At 71.8% G+C, this 17,948-nt stretch carries 13 protein-coding genes; 8 read left to right on the top strand and 5 right to left on the bottom strand.

Annotation, left to right across the window (positions count from 1 at the left end):
• Positions 1–1,113 precede the first annotated feature (1,113 nt).
• From ABZV94_RS08800 to ABZV94_RS08810, 3 genes are all read right to left on the bottom strand, one after another.
• Positions 1,114–3,375 (bottom strand): heavy metal translocating P-type ATPase, encoded by a 2,262-nt coding sequence (locus ABZV94_RS08800; RefSeq protein WP_356338666.1) that lies wholly within the window; start codon positions 3,373–3,375, stop codon positions 1,114–1,116.
• An 86-nt stretch (positions 3,376–3,461) separates the two neighbouring features.
• Positions 3,462–3,701, bottom strand: a complete 240-nt coding sequence (locus ABZV94_RS08805; protein ID WP_356338668.1) for a heavy-metal-associated domain-containing protein — start codon at positions 3,699–3,701, stop codon at positions 3,462–3,464.
• 143 nt (positions 3,702–3,844) lie between these two features.
• On the bottom strand, positions 3,845–4,636 hold the full coding sequence (locus ABZV94_RS08810) for a TetR family transcriptional regulator (RefSeq protein WP_356338670.1): 792 nt from the start codon (positions 4,634–4,636) through the stop codon (positions 3,845–3,847).
• Positions 4,637–4,800: 164 nt separating this feature from the next.
• Here ABZV94_RS08810 and ABZV94_RS08815 point away from each other — a divergent pair, with 164 nt between their 5' ends.
• Both ABZV94_RS08815 and ABZV94_RS08820 read left to right on the top strand, forming a co-directional pair.
• Positions 4,801–7,071 carry an MMPL family transporter gene (locus ABZV94_RS08815; RefSeq protein ID WP_356338672.1) on the top strand — a complete coding sequence of 757 codons (2,271 nt, stop codon included), beginning with the start codon at positions 4,801–4,803 and terminating at the stop codon, positions 7,069–7,071.
• A 30-nt stretch (positions 7,072–7,101) separates the two neighbouring features.
• Positions 7,102–8,145 (top strand): zinc-dependent alcohol dehydrogenase family protein, encoded by a 1,044-nt coding sequence (locus ABZV94_RS08820; RefSeq protein ID WP_356338675.1) that lies wholly within the window; start codon positions 7,102–7,104, stop codon positions 8,143–8,145.
• A gap of 81 nt (positions 8,146–8,226) precedes the next feature.
• Here ABZV94_RS08820 and ABZV94_RS08825 read toward each other — a convergent pair whose 3' ends face one another.
• Positions 8,227–8,427, bottom strand: a complete 201-nt coding sequence (locus tag ABZV94_RS08825; protein ID WP_356338677.1) for a MerR family transcriptional regulator — start codon at positions 8,425–8,427, stop codon at positions 8,227–8,229.
• A 388-nt stretch (positions 8,428–8,815) separates the two neighbouring features.
• Here ABZV94_RS08825 and iolC point away from each other — a divergent pair, with 388 nt between their 5' ends.
• The 5 genes from iolC (at position 8,816) to mmsA (ending at position 14,983) form a co-directional block, all read left to right on the top strand.
• Positions 8,816–9,766 (top strand): 5-dehydro-2-deoxygluconokinase, encoded by a 951-nt coding sequence (gene iolC, locus ABZV94_RS08830; protein ID WP_356338679.1) that lies wholly within the window; start codon positions 8,816–8,818, stop codon positions 9,764–9,766.
• A gap of 113 nt (positions 9,767–9,879) precedes the next feature.
• Entirely contained in the window at positions 9,880–10,758 is an 879-nt protein-coding gene (locus ABZV94_RS08835; RefSeq protein ID WP_356338682.1) for a deoxyribose-phosphate aldolase, read from the top strand.
• 7 nt (positions 10,759–10,765) lie between these two features.
• Positions 10,766–11,590, top strand: a complete 825-nt coding sequence (gene iolB, locus ABZV94_RS08840) for a 5-deoxy-glucuronate isomerase (protein ID WP_356338683.1) — start codon at positions 10,766–10,768, stop codon at positions 11,588–11,590.
• Positions 11,587–13,464 (top strand): 3D-(3,5/4)-trihydroxycyclohexane-1,2-dione acylhydrolase (decyclizing), encoded by a 1,878-nt coding sequence (gene iolD / locus ABZV94_RS08845; RefSeq protein WP_356338685.1) that lies wholly within the window; start codon positions 11,587–11,589, stop codon positions 13,462–13,464. The genes iolB and iolD overlap by 4 nt, the downstream gene beginning before the upstream one ends.
• Positions 13,465–13,480: 16 nt before the next feature.
• Entirely contained in the window at positions 13,481–14,983 is a 1,503-nt protein-coding gene (gene mmsA / locus ABZV94_RS08850) for a CoA-acylating methylmalonate-semialdehyde dehydrogenase (RefSeq protein ID WP_356338687.1), read from the top strand.
• Positions 14,984–15,038: 55 nt separating this feature from the next.
• Here the strand turns inward: mmsA and ABZV94_RS08855 are convergent, their stop codons facing one another.
• Positions 15,039–15,869 carry a hypothetical protein gene (locus tag ABZV94_RS08855; RefSeq protein ID WP_356338688.1) on the bottom strand — a complete coding sequence of 277 codons (831 nt, stop codon included), beginning with the start codon at positions 15,867–15,869 and terminating at the stop codon, positions 15,039–15,041.
• A gap of 432 nt (positions 15,870–16,301) precedes the next feature.
• On the opposite strand from ABZV94_RS08855, the gene ABZV94_RS08860 reads away from it, so the two are divergent.
• On the top strand, positions 16,302–17,693 hold the full coding sequence (locus ABZV94_RS08860; protein WP_356338690.1) for an APC family permease: 1,392 nt from the start codon (positions 16,302–16,304) through the stop codon (positions 17,691–17,693).
• Positions 17,694–17,948: the final 255 nt, after the last annotated feature.

Genomic DNA, 17,948 nt, shown 5'->3' on the forward strand with positions numbered 1-17,948 from the left:
CGAGGAGTGCTGACACCTGCCGGTGAGGGGCGCTGCTGGGGCTCGTTTCTTCGGCTTCGGGTGTGCCGGGCTGTCGTGGCCGGGCCGCCCGAAGTGGCCGGGGCCGCGCGTGGGCCGAGCGGCGATCCGGACGGCCACGGTCGTGGTCGAGGGCGGTTCGGTGCCGGTCGAGGAGTGCTGACACCTGCCGGTGAGGGGCGCCGTGAGGGGCGCTGCTGGGGCTCGTTTCTTCGGCTTCGGGTGTGCCGGGCTGATGTGGTCCGGCTGCCCGAAGGGGCGCCTGCTCGCGGCCGGGGGTAACCCGGACGTCCCTGCTCGTGTTGAGCGCGGCTTCGTGCCGGTCGGGGGGTGCTGAGACCTTCCAGTGTGGGCACTGCTCAGGGCGTCCCGTCGGAGACCCGCCTCTTCGGGTGTGCTGCGCTGTTGTGGCCGGGCCGCCCGAGGGCTGCTCGCGAGCCGGGGGCGATTCGTGCCGGTCGAGGAGCGTTGAACCCACTGAGCAGCGGGCCTGCCCTGTACCGGGCGGGCCCTGAGCGCTGGCCGGGGCGGGCTCCGGGCCGGCGGTGCGAACGGAAAAAGCGGAAGGCGCCCTGAGACGCCGGTCCCCCCACGGGCCGACGACCAGGGCGCCTTCCCATGTCCCGGTGCGGATTCCCCCCACGGGATCCGGCCGGGCGCTAGGAGAGGACAGCGCCTGAATCGCTGTCTGTGAGCAGAACGAGCAAAACTCGGCCTGCTCCAGTGATGCGGTGCGATCTGCCGGGACAACGCACGCCGGAAGGGCCGCTCAAAGCTTCCCGGTGTGCGTGCCCCGGCAACGCATCTCTGAGGAAGTCCCCCAAGACATCCCCAGATGCCAGTCAGCGCCCCCCAAGACGCTGGTCTGACATCGCCAACTTAGACCTTCGAACCCCTTCGATGGTTACGTTCGCATCACTGTGATCTGCGTCTCTTGCATATGTCCTTTAAGTACGCAAGAGCCCCGATACGGCGATCGGGACTCAAGCGTAAGGATGATGCGCGAGCCTTGTGAAGAGCTTATGTGAGGCTCGCGCCGGACTCTAGGGGGACCGGGACATCCGCCCCGGCAATCGCCGCTGCCTCACGCAGGGCTCACCGGAAGGCCCGCAGCCGCAGGCTGTTGGTCACCACGAACACCGAGGAGAAGGCCATCGCCGCCCCCGCGATCATCGGGTTGAGCAGCCCCGCGGCGGCCAGCGGCAACGCGGCGACGTTGTAGCCGAAGGCCCACACCAGGTTGCCCTTGATGGTGGCCAGCGTCCGCCGGGACAGCCGGATCGCGTCCGCGGCCACCCGCAGGTCACCGCGCACCAGCGTCAGGTCGCCGGCCTCGATCGCCGCGTCCGTGCCGGTGCCCATGGCCAGTCCCAGGTCCGCCGTGGCGAGCGCGGCGGCGTCGTTCACGCCGTCGCCGACCATGGCCACGGACCGGCCCTCGCGCTGGAGCCGTCGTACGACGTCCACCTTGTCCTCGGGCAGCACCTCGGCGAAGACGTGCGCGGAGTCGATGCCGACCGTGCGCGCGACCGCCTCGGCGACGGTCCGGTTGTCCCCGGTGAGCAGCACCGGCGTCAGCCCCAGCGCCCGCAGCTCGCGGACCGCCTCGGCGCTGGTCTCCTTGACCGCGTCGGCGACGGCCAGGACCCCGCGGGCCCGTCCGTCCCAGCCCGCCACGACGGCCGTACGACCCTCCTGCTCGGCCTCGCGGGCCGCGCGGGCCAGCTCCTGCGGGACGTCGTCGTACAGGCGCCCCACGGCCACCTCGCGGCCGTCCACGCGCCCCCGTACGCCCCGACCGGGCACGTTCTCGAAGTGCTCCACCGTCGGCAGCGCGCCTGCGCGTTCCTCGGCGCCCGCGGCGACTGCGCGGGCCACCGGGTGCTCCGAGGCGTGCTCCAGGGCGCCCGCGAGCCGCAGCAGCTCCTTCTCGTCCTCGCCCTCGGCGACGTACACGGCCTGGAGGCTCATCCGGCCGGTGGTGACCGTGCCCGTCTTGTCCAGGACGACCGTGTCCACGCGGCGGGTGGATTCCAGTACCTCGGGGCCCTTGATGAGGATGCCGAGCTGCGCGCCGCGCCCGGTGCCGACCATCAGCGCGGTCGGCGTGGCGAGGCCCAGCGCGCAGGGGCAGGCGATGATCAGGACGGCGACGGCGGCGGTGAACGCGGCCACGGTGTCGCCGGTGACGCCCAGCCAGACGCTGAAGGTGCCGAGCGCGATGAGGATGACCACGGGGACGAAGACGGCGGAGATCCGGTCGGCGAGCCGCTGCACCTCGGCCTTGCCGTTCTGCGCGTCCTCGACCAGCTTCGCCATCCGGGCGAGCTGGGTGTCCGCGCCGACCCGGGTGGCCTCCACGACCAGCCGGCCGCCCGCGTTGACCGTGGCGCCGGTGACCCGGTCGCCGGGGCCGACGTCCACCGGCACCGACTCGCCGGTCAGCATGGAGGCGTCCACGGCGGAGACGCCCTCCACGACCGTGCCGTCGGTGGCGATCTTCTCGCCGGGCCGGACCACGAACCGGTCGCCGACGGCCAGGGACGACACCGGTATCCGTACCTCGCGGCCCTCCCGCAGCACCGCCACGTCCTTGGCGCCCAGTTCCATCAGGGCCTTCAGGGCGGCTCCCGCGCGGCGCTTGGAGCGGGCCTCCAGATAGCGGCCGAGCAGGATCAGCGCGACGACCCCGGCGGCCACCTCCAGGTAGATCGTGGAGGCGCCGTCCATGCGGGAGACGGTGAACCGGAACTCGTCGTGCATGCCGGGCATGCCCGCGTCGCCGAAGAACAGCGCCCACAGCGACCAGCCGAACGCGGCCAGCGTGCCGACCGAGACGAGGGTGTCCATGGTGGCGGCGCCGTGCCGGAGGTTGGTCCAGGCGGCCCGGTGGAAGGGGGCGCCGCCCCAGACGACGACCGGCGCGGCGAGGGTGAGCGACAGCCACTGCCAGTTGTCGAACTGGAGCGCCGGGACCATCGAGAGCAGGACCACGGGGGCGGCGAGCAGCGCGGAGACGAGCAGGCGCCGGCGCAGGGCGCCGAGTTCGGCGTCCGGCGCGGGGGCTTCCGGTTCCGTTCCGGGCGCGGGCTGCGGTGGTGGCGGCTCTTCGGCGGTGTAGCCGGTCCGCTCCACGGTGGCGATCAGGTCGGCGACCTGGACGCCGTCGGCGAAGGTGACCTTGGCCTTCTCGGTGGCGAAGTTGACGGTGGCGCTGACGCCGTCCATCCGGTTGAGCTTCTTCTCCACCCGGGCGGCGCACGAGGCGCAGGTCATCCCGCCGATGAGCAGCTCGACCTCGGAGGTGTCGCCCGTGGCCGCGGCTGTCTCCGCGGCTTCTGCTGTGGTGCTGGTCATGTCCGGACTCCAGACATCGGACCGGACCGTACGGATCCAGTATGAGCTGGTCGGCACGGCCCGGTCGGGGAAACGGAGGGTCTTCCTCAGGCCTGGCCGGCGAGCTCGAAACCGGCCTCGTCCACTGCGGCGCGCACGGCCTCCTCGTCCAGCGGGGCCTCGGAGACGACGGTCACCTCGCCGGTCGACGCGACGGCCTTCACCGAGGTGACGCCCGGGATTTGGGAGATCTCGCCCGAGACGGAGCCCTCGCAGTGGCCACAGCTCATGCCGGTCACCTTGTAGACGGTGGTGACGGGGGCCGTGGTGTCGGTCTGAGCGGTCATGTCGTTACTCCTCGTCGAGGCGTATGGGGCCGGTGGGGTCCGCGGAGGCCGTGGAGGCCAGGGAGGAACCCCATCTCCTCCAGACTATACCCCTAGGGGGTATGACTCCAGCGGGAACCCCGCCCCGGGTTCCCCGTTCCGTGTCAGGTGTGGCCGAGCCGGTCGCCGACCAGGGGTTCCAGGTAGCGGATCAGGGCGTCCTTGGTCTCCCGGACGTACGCGGCGCGCTCGGCGCCCTCGTGGGCCAGGACGAGTTCCAGGCCGGCCTTGTAGATGCCGAGGCAGACGCGGGCGGTGCGGGTGACGTCGGCCGGGTCGGTGCCGGGCATCAGTGAGCCGAGCAGTGCCTCGATCCGGCCGATCACCGTCGTGTGCAGCTGGTCGTGCGCCTCGGCCATCCGGCCCGGGATGTTGGGTCCGTGCATCAGCGCGAAGAAGACCGGATGGTCGGTGTTGAAGGCCATGAACCGGTCGACGGCCGCGCCGATCGCCTCCTCCAGCGGCGTGGCGGGGTCGACGGGGGCCAGCGCCTCGCCGTACGCCTCCCGCATCTCGTGCATCAGCCGGTCGCCCAGCTCGATCGCGATCGCTTCCTTGTTCGGGAAGAACTGGTAGAGCGTGCCGGGCGACACGCCCGCCGCGCGGGCGATGGCGTTGGTGCTGGCGGCGGTGTAGCCGGTGGTGCAGAAGACCTGGGCGGCGGCCTCGAGCAACTGGGCGATACGGCGCTCGCCGCGGGCCTGGCGGCGGCGCGGCGCCTGCTCCTTCCCGGCGGCGCTGTGCTCAGCGGTGCCGTGCTCAGCGGTGCCGGTCTCCGCGGTGCGGCGCTCGGGAGTGCCGGTCTCCGCGGTGCCGCGCCCAGCGGTGCCGCGCCCAGCGGTGCCGTCCTTGCCTGTGGCCCGCGAGGTGCCGTCCTTCTGTGTGGTGTCGGGCACGCGTTATCCCCAGCTCTCCGAACACGATTGACAAACGCGAGTGGTCGCTCGCATTCTGGTGAAACGCGAGCGATCTCTCGTGTTTGCCAGTCTAGGCAATGGCTGAACCATGCTGCCGTGCTCGCGCACGTCAGCGCTGGTCACGGTGAAGGGGACACCGCACGATGACCGATGTCAACAAGGCGCCGCTGTCCGGGGGCCGGCGACCGCGGGCCGGTGGCTGGACCCGATTCGTCACCGCCCGGCCACGCCTGTCGCTCCTGGTCGCCCTGGTGCTCACCGCGCTCGCCGTGCTGGCAGGCAGCGGGGTCGCGGACCGTCTCGGCAGCGGCGGCTGGGAGGACCCGGCCGCCGAGTCGACGTACGCGACCAAGGCGCTGGAGCGCGAGTTCCCCGCCTCCGAGCCGAACCTGCTGCTCCTGGTCGACGCGGGCCGCGCCTCGGTGGACGACCCGGCGGTGGCCGCGCAGGCCCGCGCCCTGGCCGCGCGGCTCGCGAAGGAGCCGGGCGTCACCGGCGTCGGCTCCTACTGGCAGACCGCACCCGCACAGGCCCCGGCCCTGCGTGCCGAGGACGGCCACGAGGCGCTGATCGCCGCCCGCGTCACCGGCGACGAGAGCGCGATGGGCCGCACCCTGGACCGCATCGCCCCGCACTACCGGGGCACGCACGGCCCCGTCGAGGTGAGGATCGGCGGCATCGTCGCGGTGCGGCACGAGATGCAGACGGTCATCAAGGAGGACCTCACCCGTGCCGAGCTGATCGCCCTGCCGATCACGCTCGTGCTGCTGGTCATGGTCTTCGGCAGCGCGGTCGCGGCCCTGCTCCCGCTGGGCATCGGGGTCGTGGCCATCCTCGGGACGAACGCCGTGCTGCGCGGCCTGACCACCTTCACCGACGTCTCGGTCTTCGCGCTGAACCTCACCACGGCGCTCGGCCTCGGCCTCGCCATCGACTACGCCCTGTTCATCGTCCGCCGCTACCGCGAGGAACTGTCCACCGGCGCCGACCCGTCCACCGCCGTGGGGACGACCCTGCGCACGGCCGGCCGCACCGTGCTCTTCTCCGCCCTGACGGTCGCGGTCTCCCTGGCCGCCATGATGATCTTCCCGCAGTACTTCCTGCGGTCCTTCGCCTACGCCGGCATCGCCGTGGTCCTCCTCGCGGCCGCGGCCGCCCTGATCCTGCTCCCGGCCGCGCTGATCCTGCTCGGCCACCGGGTCAACTCCCTGGACCTGCGCCGCCTCTTCCGCCGGGACCGCGCGCCGAAGCCGGCCGAGGGCGGCACCGCATGGGCGCGTACGGCCGGCCTGGTGATGCGCCGCGCCCCGCTGTTCGCCCCCGGCACCACCGCCCTGCTCGTGCTGCTCGGACTGCCCTTCCTGGGGGTCAGGTTCGGTACGGCCGACGACCGGCAGCTGCCCTCGACCGCCGAGTCCCACGTGGTGCAGCAGCACCTCCGTGAGGGTTTCCCCGGCAGCCCCGGCGGCGGCCTCGAAGTCCTCGCCGAGGGCCGGGCCACCGACGCCCAGTACGCCGCCTACAAGCAGCGCATGGCCGCCCTGCCCGAGGTGGTCCGCGTCGACGGCCCCCTGGTCAAGGGCGAGACCGCCTACTTCACGGTCCAGCCCAGGGGAGAAGCCGTGGACGACCCGGCCCAGCGGCTGGTCGGCGACCTGCGCGCGCTGGACGCCCCCTTCGCCACCAAGGTCACCGGCACGGCCGCCGTCCTCGTGGACACCAAGCACGCGATAGCGGAGCGTCTGCCCTGGGCGGCCGGGTTCATCGCCGTCGTCACGCTCCTGCTGGTCTTCCTGCTCACCGGCAGCGTGCTGATACCCCTCCAGGCCGTGGTGCTCAACGCGCTCAGCCTGACGGCGATGTTCGGCGCGGTGGTCTGGGTCTTCCAGGACGGCCACCTGTCCGGCCCGCTCGGCTTCACCAGCCCCGGCTCCATCGAGACCACCCTGCCCGTGCTGATGTTCTGCGTGGCCTTCGGCCTGTCCATGGACTACGGCGTGTTCCTGCTCTCCCGCATCAAGGAGGAGTACGACCGCACGGGCGACCACGAGCGGGCGGTCCGCCTCGGCCTCCAGCGCACCGGTGGCCTGATCACGGCGGCGGCGGTCATCCTGGCCGTGGTGATGGTGGCGATCGGCACCTCCCGGGTGACCAACACCAAGATGCTCGGCCTCGGTATCGCGCTCGCGGTGCTGATGGACGCGATGGTGGTCCGCAGTCTCCTGGTGCCGGCCGTCATGCGCCTGACGGGAAGGGCGACCTGGTGGGCCCCGCGCGGCCTGCGGCGCTTCCACGAGCGGTTCGGTCTGAGCGAGGGCGAGCAGGAAGCGCCCCGGAGAGACGCGGGGAACGGCCCCGCCGGCCTCGACGAACCCGAACTGGCGGCACACCCCGGCGGACCCCGGAGCGTCTAGCCTTCGCGCAGGTTCCCGGAAGGAGCGTGCATGCGAGCTGTGATGTTCGAGGAGTACGGAAAGCCGGCCGAGGTGCGGGACGTACCCGACCCGGAGCCCGCGGAGCACGGTGTGGTCGTCCGTGTCGAGGCCACCGGCCTCTGCCGCAGCGACTGGCACGGCTGGATGGGGCACGACCCGGACATCACGCTCCCGCACGTGCCGGGGCATGAACTCTCCGGTGTGGTCGAGGCGGTGGGCGCACGGGTGACCGGCTGGCGGCCCGGCGACCGGGTCACCGTGCCGTTCGTCTGCGCCTGCGGCAGCTGCCCGTCCTGCGCGGCGGGCGACCAGCAGGTGTGCGAGCGGCAGACCCAGCCCGGCTTCCACCACTGGGGTTCCTTCGCCGAATATGTCGCGCTCGACCACGCCGACGTCAATCTCGTCGCGCTGCCGGACGACATGGCGTACGCCACCGCCGCCGCCCTCGGCTGCCGCTTCGCCACCGCGTTCCGGGCCGTGGTGCAGCAGGGCCGGGTGGCGGCCGGGGAGTGGGTCGCGGTGCACGGCTGCGGCGGGGTCGGCCTGTCGGCGGTGATGATCGCGGCGGCCTCGGGCGCCCGGGTCGTCGCGGTCGACGTGTCACCCCGTGCCCTGGAGCTGGCGCGGACGTTCGGTGCCGCCGAGTGCCTGGACGCGACCGGCGTGTCCGATCCGGCCGCCGCCGTCCGGGAGCTGACCGGCGGGGGTGCCCACCTCTCCCTCGACGCCCTCGGCTCGCCCGCCACCTGCGCGGCCTCGGTGAACGGCCTGCGCCGCCGCGGCCGGCACGTCCAGGTCGGCCTGCTGGCCTCGCCCGACGGCACCACCCCGGTCCCGCTGGCCCGCGTCATAGCCCTGGAGCTGGAGCTCCTCGGCAGCCACGGCATGGCCGCCCACACCTACCCCGGCATGCTCGAGCTGGTCCGTTCCGGTGTGCTGCGCCCGGACCTCCTGGTGACCCGGAGGATCACGCTCGACGCGGCACCGGCGGCCCTCGCGGCGATGGACACGGCGCCGGGCGCGGGGGTCACGGTCATCGAGCCCTGGAGCTGAGAGCCCGGCACCCGAGAGCCGGGCACCCACCACCGCTTCCCCGTTGCCCGGCACCGTGTCCGCGCGAGCGGGCCGGTCCGGTCAGTCCTCTCTGCGGCCGCGGTTGCCGGGGCGGGAGGCGACCCAGGCGCGGACGGTGTCGGCGTACCAGTAGGGCTTGCCGCGCTCGACGTGGTCGGGCGGGGGCAGCAGCCCATGCTTGCGGTAGGACCGCACGGTGTCCGGCTGCACCCGGATGTGCGCCGCGATCTCCTTGTAGGACCAGAGCCTTCGGTCGGTCATGCGTTGCACCTCCCCGCGCGCACCGCGGCGGCGACCGGGAAGGGCCGCCGGGGGGACCGGGCGCTGCGCTGGTCACCAAGCCTGTGTCCGGTGAACGACGGAGAGTGACCGGCGGAGCCTGCCTGTCGACCGGGTGTGACCGAGAACCCGCATACGCGTGACATGCGTGACGAGAAGGAGGTCTTTGTGACACGGCGGCCACACACGGCGCGCCCGCAACTCGGCTCGCCCGCCGGCCCGGCACCCCGGCGGGGCCCTGCCGAGCCCCCTGCCGAGCCCCCTGCCGAGCCCCCGGACGGGCAACTGGTCCGAATGTCCGGACAAAACATTGACATGGCTCGGCCTGCGGGACTAGAAAGCCGGGGAGAGCCATGACGAAGGGAAGCCGATGGCCTACGACCTGATCACCATGGGGCGGATCGGAGTGGACCTCTACCCGCTCCAGACCGGTGTCCCGCTCGCCCAGGTGACGTCCTTCGGCAAGTTCCTGGGCGGGTCGGCGACGAACGTCGCGGTCGCCGCGGCCCGCCTCGGCCGGCACACCGCCGTGATCACCCGCACCGGTGACGACCCGTTCGGCACCTACCTCCACGAGGCGCTGCGCGGCTTCGGCGTCGACGACCGCTGGGTCACCCCCGTCCCCGGCCTGCCGACTCCCGTCACCTTCTGCGAGGTCTTCCCGCCGGACGACTTCCCGCTCTACTTCTACCGGCAGCCCAAGGCACCCGACCTGGAGATCGACGCCCACGAGCTCGACCTGGACGCGCTGCGCGAGGCCCGGATCTTCTGGGTCACCGGCACCGGCCTGAGCGAGGAGCCGAGCCGTACGGCGACCCTCGCGGCCCTCGCCCACCGGGCCAGGGCGGGCATCACCGTCTTCGATCTCGACTGGCGCCCCATGTTCTGGTCGGACCCCGACGCCGCCCGCCCGTTCTACGCCGAGGCCCTGCGCCACACCACCGTCGCCGTCGGCAACCTGGACGAGGTGGAGGTCGCGACCGGAGTGCGCGAGCCGCATGCCGCCGCCCGCGCCCTGCTGGACGCCGGTGTCGAGCTGGCCGTCGTCAAGCAGGGACCCAAGGGAGTCCTCGCCGTCAACCAGAAGGGTGAGTCCGCCGAGGTCCCGCCCCTGCCCGTCACCGTCCTGAACGGGCTCGGCGCCGGGGACGCCTTCGGCGGCTCCCTCTGCCACGGCCTGCTGGCCGGCTGGGACCTGGAGACGATCATGCGGCACGCCAACGCGGCCGGTGCCATCGTCGCCTCCCGCCTGGAGTGCTCCTCCGCCATGCCGACCCCCGACGAGGTGGCCGCCGCGCTCGACGCCGGAGCGGTGCTGTGAGGGCCGGCCGTGTCACGGGCACACACCCCGAGGGCGGCTCCGGCAACGGCCCCGAAGACACCGCGCCCCCTCCCCGCGAAGGCGCCGCAGGCACCGCGTACCGCCGTGTCGACGTGGCCGAACTCGTCCGGATCCGCACCCGGCACCCCGAGGCGATCGCCGAGGCCGCCGCCCGTCGGGCCCGCCGGCCGCTGCTGAACGAGAACGGGCGGCTGATGATCGTCGCCGCCGACCACCCGGCCCGGGGCGCGCTCGGCGTCGGCGACCGCAAGCTCGCCATGGCCAACCGCGCCGACCTGCTCGAACGCCTCTGCCTCGCGCTGTCCCGGCCCGGCGTCGACGGCGTCCTCGCCACCGCCGACATCCTGGACGACCTGCTCCTCCTCGGCGCCCTGGACCACAAGGTCGTGATGGGCTCCATGAACCGCGGCGGCCTGCAAGGGGCCAGCTTCGAGCTGGACGACCGGTTCACCGGCCACCGCCCGGAGGACATCGAGCGCCTCGGCTTCGACGCGGGCAAGCTGCTGCTGCGCGTCGACTACGACGACCCGGGCTCCCTGACCACCCTGGAATCCACCGCCCGCGCCATCGACGCCATGGCCGAGCGCCGGCTGCCGGTGTTCGTGGAGCCGTTCATCAGCCGCCGCAGCCCCGCGGGGAAGGTGACGAACGACCTGTCCGCCGAGGCGGTCACGCGGTCCATCGCCATCGCCTCCGGTCTCGGCGGCTCCTCCGCCTACACCTGGCTGAAGGTGCCGGTCACCGAGAACCCCGATGACATGGCCCGGGTGATGGAGACCTCCACGCTGCCCGCCGTGCTGCTCGGCGGGGACATCGGCGACTCGCCCGAGGACCAGGTCGCCGCCTACGAGAAGTGGCGCGGCGCGCTCCAACTCCCCACTGTGCGCGGCCTGGTGGTCGGCCGCTCGCTGCTGTACCCGGCGGACGGCGACGTGGCCGCCGCCGTGGACACCGCCGTAGGACTGCTGTGAGGGCCGCATGACCAGCACCGACCTGCATCTGCCCCGGGGCGCCACCGCGAATCCCCAGTACGCCGTCGACATCGGTCCCAAGGTGGCCGGCTGGACACACAGCAGCCTGCGTGTCGTCGAGCTGCCGCCCGGTGGCAGCCATACGTTCACCACCGGGGACAGTGAGTGGATCGTGCTTCCGCTGGAAGGCGGATGTACCGTACAAACGGAGCACAACGAGTTCCAACTCCTGGGCCGGGAATGCGTGTTCGCGGACGTCTCCGACTTCGCGTACGTGCCCCGGGACGCCCAGGTCCTGATCGCCTCCGGCGCGGGAGGCCGCTTCGCCCTGGCAGGAGCGAAGTGCGAGCGACGACTCCCCGCCCGCTACGGCCCCGCGCCGGAGGTCCCCGTCGAGGAACGCGGCAGCGGCACCTGCGCCCGCCGGGTGCGCAACTTCGCCTCCGCCGACTCCTTCGAGTGCGACAAGCTGATCGCCGTAGAGGTGATCACACCGGGCGGCAACTGGTCGTCCTACCCGCCGCACAAGCACGACGAGCACCGGCCGGGCGAGGAGTCCGAGCTGGAGGAGATCTACTACTTCGAGATCGACGGTCCGAACGGGCTCGGCTACCAGCGGGTGTTCCCCTCGCGGGAGGGCGGTGCCGACGTCCTCGCCGAGGTCCGCTCCGGTGACGCCGTCCTCGTCCCCGACGGCTGGCACGGCCCGTCCATCGCCCAGCCCGGGCATGACATGTACTACCTGAACGTCATGGCGGGTCCGGGCGAGACCCGGGAATGGCGGATCTGCTTCCACCCCGACCACGTAGACAGCACAGGGGGATACCGATGACGATCCGGCTGACCGTCGCTCAGGCGCTCGTCCGCTTCCTCGCCGCCCAGTACACCGAGCGGGACGGCGAGCGGCAGCGGCTGATCGGCGCCACCTGGGGCATCTTCGGGCACGGCAACGTCGCCGGCCTCGGCCAGGCACTGGTCGAGTACGCCGACGTCATGCCGTACCACCAGGGCCGCAACGAACAGTCCATGGTGCACGCGGCGGTCGGCTACGCCCGCCAGTCGAACCGCCTGTCCACGCACGCGGTCACGACGTCGATCGGCCCCGGCGCGACGAACCTCGTCACCGGTGCCGCCCTCGCGACCATCAACCACCTCCCGGTGCTGCTCCTGCCCGGCGACGTCTTCGCCACCCGCCCCGCCGACCCGGTCCTCCAGCAGCTGGAGCTGCCGTACGCGGGCGATGTGTCGGTCAACGACACCCTGCGCCCGGTGTCGAAGTACTTCGACCGCGTCACCCGCCCGGAGGCCCTGATCCCGAGCGCCCTGCAGGCCATGCGGGTCCTCACCGACCCCGTGGAGACCGGCGCGGTCACGCTCGCCCTGCCGCAGGACGTGCAGGCGGAGGCCTTCGACTGGCCGGAGGAGTTCTTCTCCACGCGCGTGTGGACCGTACGGCGGCCGGGCGCGGACCCGACCGAGCTGGCGGAGGCCGTCCGGGCGATCCGCTCCGCCGCACGGCCCCTCGTCATCGCGGGCGGCGGGGTCCACCACAGCCGCGCCGAGGAGGCCCTCGCCGAGTTCGCGGCGGCGACCTGCATCCCGGTCGCCTCCACCCAGGCCGGCAAGGGCTCGCTCCGGTACGACCATCCGCAGGACGTCGGCGGGGTCGGCCACACCGGCACCGCGACCGCCGACGAGCTGGCCCGCACCGCGGACCTGGTCATCGGCGTCGGCACCCGGTACACCGACTTCACCACCGCCTCCGGCACCCTCTTCGAGAACCCGGCCGTCCGCTTCCTGAACCTCAACATCGCGCCCTTCGACGGGCACAAACTGGGCGGCCTGCCGCTGGTCGCCGACGCCCGCAGCGGCCTGGGCGAGCTGACCGAGGCGCTGGTCATGCACGGCCACCGCGTCTCCGACGGCTACGTCAGCGAGTACACCGAGGACAAGGAACGCTGGGAGCAGCGCGTCGACGCCTGCTTCGAGGCCGACGAGATCGACGCCCGGCCGACCCAGCCCCAGGTCATCGGCGCCCTGGACGCACTGGTGGACGAGTCCGACGTCATCATCAACGCGGCCGGCTCGCTCCCGGGCGACCTGCACAAGCTGTGGCGGGCGCGGTCGTACGACCAGTACCACCTGGAGTACGGCTACTCCTGCATGGGCTACGAGATCCCGGCCGCCCTCGGGGTGAAGCTCGCCGCGCCCGAGCGGAACGTGTGGGCGCTGGTCGGCGACGGCACGTATCTGATGATGCCGACGGAGATCGTGACCGCCGTGCAGGAGGGCGTCGCGATCAAGGTCCTGCTCGTGCAGAACCACGGGTACGCCTCGATCGGCGGCCTCTCGGAGTCGGTGGGCGGCGAGCGGTTCGGCACGGCCTACCGCTACACCGCCGAGGACGGCACCTTCACCGGCGCTCCGCTCCCCGTCGACCTCGCCGCCAACGCGGCCAGCCTCGGCATGCGCGTGCTGCGCGCGAAGACCGTACGGGAGCTGCGCGCGGCGCTCGCGGAGGCGCGCGCGGCCGACACACCCACATGTGTCTACGTGGAGACGGAAACGTCCGACACTGTGTCGGGGGCGCCTCCGGCGCAGGCCTGGTGGGATGTTCCTGTGGCCGAGACCGCGACCCGACCGTCCGCGGTCAAGGCACGTGAGCTGTACGAACGGCACGTCTCGACCCGACGCCGCCATCTGTGAGAAGGAGTCTCCGGACATGACGAAGATCGTCAACCACTGGATCGGCGGGAAGACCGTCGAAGGCGCGTCGGGCGCGTACGGGCCGGTCACCGACCCGGCGACCGGCGCGGTCACCACGAAGGTCGCGTTCGCGTCGGTCGAGGAGGTGGACGCGGCCGTGGCGGCGGCCAAGGACGCCTTCACGACGTGGGGCCAGTCCTCGCTGGCCCAGCGCACGTCCATCCTCTTCAAGTTCCGGGCGCTGCTCGACGCGCACCGCGACGAGATCGCGGAGCTGATCACCGCCGAGCACGGCAAGGTGCACTCGGACGCGCTGGGCGAGGTGGCGCGCGGCCTGGAGATCGTCGACCTGGCCTGCGGCATCAACGTCCAGCTGAAGGGCGAGCTGTCCACGCAGGTCGCGAACCGGGTGGACGTGGCCGCGATCCGCCAGCCGCTCGGTGTCGTCGCCGGCATCACTCCGTTCAACTTCCCGGCGATGGTCCCGATGTGGATGTTCCCGATCGCCATCGCGTGCGGCAACACCTTCGTGCTGAAGCCGAGCGAGAAGGACCCGTCGGCGTCGGTCCGTCTCGCGGAGCTGCTGGCCGAGGCCGGCCTGCCCGACGGTGTCTTCAACGTCGTGCACGGCGACAAGGTGGCCGTCGACCGCCTCCTGGAGCACCCGGACGTGAAGGCCGTCTCCTTCGTCGGCTCGACCCCGATCGCCCGCTACATCCACACCACCGCCTCCGCCAACGGCAAGCGCGTGCAGGCCCTGGGCGGGGCGAAGAACCACATGCTGGTCCTGCCCGACGCCGACCTGGACGCGGCGGCGGACGCGGCCGTCAGCGCGGCCTACGGCTCCGCGGGCGAGCGCTGCATGGCCATCTCGGCGGTCGTGGCGGTGGGCGCCATCGGCGACACGCTGGTGGAGAAGATCCGCGAGCGCGCCGAGAAGATCAAGATCGGTCCGGGCAACGACCCGGCGTCCGAGATGGGCCCGCTGATCACGAAGGCGCACCGCGACAAGGTGGCCTCGTACGTGAAGGGCGCCGCCGCCGAGGGCGCCGAGGTCGTGCTCGACGGCACCGGCTACACCGTCGAGGGCTTCGAGGACGGCCACTGGATCGGCATCTCGCTGCTGGACAAGGTGCCGACCAGCGCCAGGGCCTACCAGGACGAGATCTTCGGCCCGGTGCTGTGCGTGCTGCGCGCCGGGACGTACGAGGAGGGCGTGGCGCTCATCAACGCCTCGCCGTTCGGCAACGGCACCGCGATCTTCACCCGGGACGGCGGCGCCGCCCGCCGCTTCCAGCTGGAGATCGAGGCCGGCATGGTCGGAGTGAACGTGCCGATCCCGGTGCCCGTGGGCTACCACTCCTTCGGCGGCTGGAAGGACTCGCTCTTCGGCGACCACCACATCTACGGCAACGACGGCACGCACTTCTACACCCGCGGCAAGGTCGTCACCACGCGCTGGCCCGACCCGGCCGACGCCCCGGCGGGCGTGGACCTGGGCTTCCCGCGCAACCACTGAGCCCGGACGCCACGGTGCCCCGCCCTCCGCGCGAGAGGGCGGGGCACCGCTGCCGTCAGCCCTGCTGGTTCTGCCGCGCCTTGACCACGTCGGTGAGGTCGGCGACGCGCCCGGCGGGCGGCGCCTTCACGGTGGCCGTCCTGCCGAACTTGTCGAAGTCCATGCTGACGGTCATGACGCCGATCTTCTCCTTGAACCGCACCGGCAGGTCGTCGGGGCCGACCCACACGTCCACGAGGATCGACTTCGCGCCGGTCACCTTGCTCATGGCGCTGTCCTCGCCGAGAACGTCCTTGAACTTGCCCATGTGTGCGCGGTCGATGACGCCGCGGTAGTGGGTGGTGTGCCGTCCGTTCACGGTCTGCGTGCCGAGGTTCTGGACGTCCTTGGCGTACCTCAGGCCCTTCATGGAGGCGGAGGGGCTGCCGTTGTCGCCGCTGAGGGCCTGGGAGCCCTTCTCCCCGAACAGGGCCGAACTGTCGATCCTGATCCAGTCCTTGCCCTGGTACGGGCCGGAGCGGAAGCGGTCGACGTCGTAGTAGTAGGCGCCGTCGACGAACAGGACGTGCGTCGTGGGGGAGTGGTTCATGGCCTGCATGTTCGCGGCCTTGGTGTCCATCTCCGCGTCGAAGGCGTACGAGCCGCCCCAGGAGTAGGTGCCCTTCATGGAGACCGGGTCGCCGGTGCCGAGGTCGGTCGTCATCCGCACCTCGGCCGAGCCCAGCCGCTCCGTCCGGTCCGTCGCCCTGGTCAGTGCCGCCATCGCCTGGTCGGCCTTGTCGACCGCCTTGACGGCCGTCTTGGCGGTCTCCGTGCCGCAGCCGCAGGCCGCCACCAGCGCTGCCGCCGTGAACCCGACCCATGCGGCGGTGTGCCTCTTGTTCATGTCCCCACCCCGAGAGCTGTGTGTCTGCCGTGCGCGGCGCACTCTATCGGCCACCACTGACATGGACGCGACTGGTTTAGCCGTCCGGATACCGGACTGCTGACATTTTTTTGAAACGTTGGCTGCGGTTCCCGTTCAGGGTGGACGAAACGGGTGACGAAGGAGTGGCGAGCAGATGACCTTCAAAAGCAAGGTCACAATCGCCGTGAGCTTGATGGATGCGCTTATAAGTCTTCACAGCCTGGGAAAGTGATGCGGCGCACAGTCGTCCACAGGTGCGGATTCCGAAGGTAAACGGCCATTGACGTGGTGGTTTTCGTCGGGGTTCTCTATGCAGCGCCGGGAGCGGACGAGACGAACGTACGACGATCCGCCGGAGGCGATAGCGCTCCCGACCCTCACCCAGCCGCACACGTCGATCGGAACCGCCGTATGACCGACACGCTCCAGAAGTCCGTGGTAGACACCGCGACGGCCCCCGCACCGGGGCTGAAGCGTTCCATCGGTGTCGTCGGCGGCACGCTGCTGACGCTGTCCTGCGTCACGCCCGCCTCCACGCTCTTCGTCGTCGTCCCCGACCTGTTCGGTTCCCTCGGCACCGCCACCGCCCTGACGATCGCCATCGGCTCCCTGCTCTGCATAGCCGTGGCGTTCTGCTACTCGGAGCTGGGCACCCTGATCCCCAGCGCGGGCGGCGAGTACGCGATGGTCTCCACGATGGCCGGGCGCCTCGCGGGCTGGCTGGTCTTCGTCCTCTCCCTGCTGGTCGTGATGATCGTGCCCCCGGTGATCGCCATGGGCACCGCGGACTACCTCGCCCCCCTGGTCCACCTGGACCCGTCCATGACCGGCGCCGGAGTGATGCTGCTGGCCACCCTCGCCGGCCTGCTGGACCTGCGCGCCAACGCCTGGATCACCGGCATCTTCCTGGTCCTGGAGGTCATCGCCGCCGGCGTCGTCGCCCTGCTGGGCTTCTCGCACGGCCACCGCGGGGTGGGCAGCCTGGTCTCGATGCAGGTGGCCGGCGCCCACGGCCACACCGACACCGTGACGGCCATGCTGGTGGTCTCCGGCCTCGCCATCGCCCTCTTCGTCACCCAGGGCTTCTCCACCGCCGTCTACCTCTCGGAGGAACTGGAGAACCCGCGCCGCAACGTCGCCCGGACGGTCCTCGCCACCCTCGCCATCTCCACCGTGGTCATCCTGGTGCCGGTCGCCGCCATCACCATGGGCGCCTCCGACCTCAAGGAACTGACCGGCGGCGACATCAGCTCCATGGTCACCGCCTGGTCCAACTCCGCGGTCGGCACCTTCGTCAGCCTCTGCGTGGCCCTCGCGATCATCAACGCGGGCATCGTCATGGTCATCCAGAACTCCCGCGTCCTGTTCGCCTCCGCCCGCGACAAGGCCTGGCCCGGCCCGGTCAACACCGTCTTCTCCAAGCTCGGCCGCTTCGGCTCCCCCTGGGTGGCCACCCTCGCGGTCGGCGTCCCCGGCGCGGTGCTCTGCTTCGTCAACCTCGACACCCTGTACGGCGTCACCGGCGTCTCGGTGACCGGCATGTACCTGCTCGTGGCGGTCGCCGCCCTGCTCGCCCGCCGCGGCTCCCACAAGCACACGGCCGCCTGGCGCATGCCGCTGTGGCCCGCCGTGCCCGTCCTGCTCATCGCCGTCCTCGCCTACATCCTGACCCAGCAGGAGACCAGCTACCTCCTGTGGACCGGCGGCATCACCGCGGTGGCGACCCTCTACTGGGCCCTGTACCTGCGCCCGCGCAAGGACACCCACTGGCTGGTGTCGATCCCGGAGGACGCGCAGGACTGATCCGGCGCCCCGAAGGGGCACGGAGAACGCGCGAGAGACCACGGCGGACCCGCGGTCGGCCCGGTACGGAAGCGACCGGGCCGCCTGCCGTACCACGACCGCGGTACGGCACGGCACCCCCGTACTCCCGGAGAAGGGGCACCTGCTCAGCCCCAGGTCGGCAGCGCTTGTCAGCGGTGCCCCGTACCGTTGACGCATGGATCTTCGAGTGCCCGCCCTGCGCAGCCTGCTGCGGCGGCCCCGGCGGCTCCTGGC

It is taken from the genome of Streptomyces sp. NPDC004658 (assembly GCF_040609555.1).
Taxonomy (GTDB): domain Bacteria; phylum Actinomycetota; class Actinomycetes; order Streptomycetales; family Streptomycetaceae; genus Streptomyces.